We start from the raw sequence: 616 nt of genomic DNA, 5'->3' as shown, positions 1-616 counted from the left end.
GCCCGGGGCCGGTTCGACGTGCTGGGGGCGGTGCTGGGCGCGTCGGCGCTCGCGCTGCTGACGTACGCGTTGATCGAGGCGGCCGGTGCGGACGGCCTGGTGGTGGCGGGTACGGCGGTGGCGGGGGCGGTCGCGGCCGTCGCGTTCGTGGTCGTCGAGCGGCGGCGGTCCGAGCCGATGATGCCGCCGGACATCTTCTCCTCCCGCCAGTTCACGGCGGTCAACCTGGTCACGCTGTGCGTGTACGCGGCCCTCGGCGGGTTCTTCTTCCTCGCCGCGCTTCAGCTCCAGGTGGTGGTGGGCTATTCGGCCCTCGCGGCCGGTACGGCGTTGCTGCCGACGACCGCGCTGATGCTGGTGCTGTCGGCGCGCTCCGGTGAGCTGGCCGACCGGATCGGGCCGCGGCTGCCGCTCACGGTGGGGCCGCTGCTGTGCGCCGCGGGGATGCTGCTGATGCTGCGGGTCGGGCCGGGGACGTCGTACGTGGCCGATGTGCTGCCGGCGCTGGTGGTGCTCGGGCTGGGCATGGTCACGCTGGTGGCGCCGCTGACGGCGACCGTGCTGGGGTCGGTGGATGTGTCCCGGGCGGGGCTGGCCAGCGGGATCAACAACGCGG

The 616-nt window shown here is 74.2% G+C and carries 1 protein-coding gene; it reads left to right on the top strand.

All coding sequences use genetic code 11. The features are described from left to right. Positions 1 to 616, top strand: a 616-nt coding sequence (locus CA983_RS44770; RefSeq protein WP_143645917.1) for an MFS transporter, incomplete at both ends; no start/stop codon positions are given.

The organism is Streptomyces swartbergensis (genome assembly GCF_002148965.1).
In the GTDB taxonomy this organism is placed as follows: domain Bacteria; phylum Actinomycetota; class Actinomycetes; order Streptomycetales; family Streptomycetaceae; genus Streptomyces; species Streptomyces swartbergensis.
The sequence above is the reverse complement of the archived record's forward strand: the minus strand, read 5'-3'. Positions and strand labels throughout refer to the sequence as shown.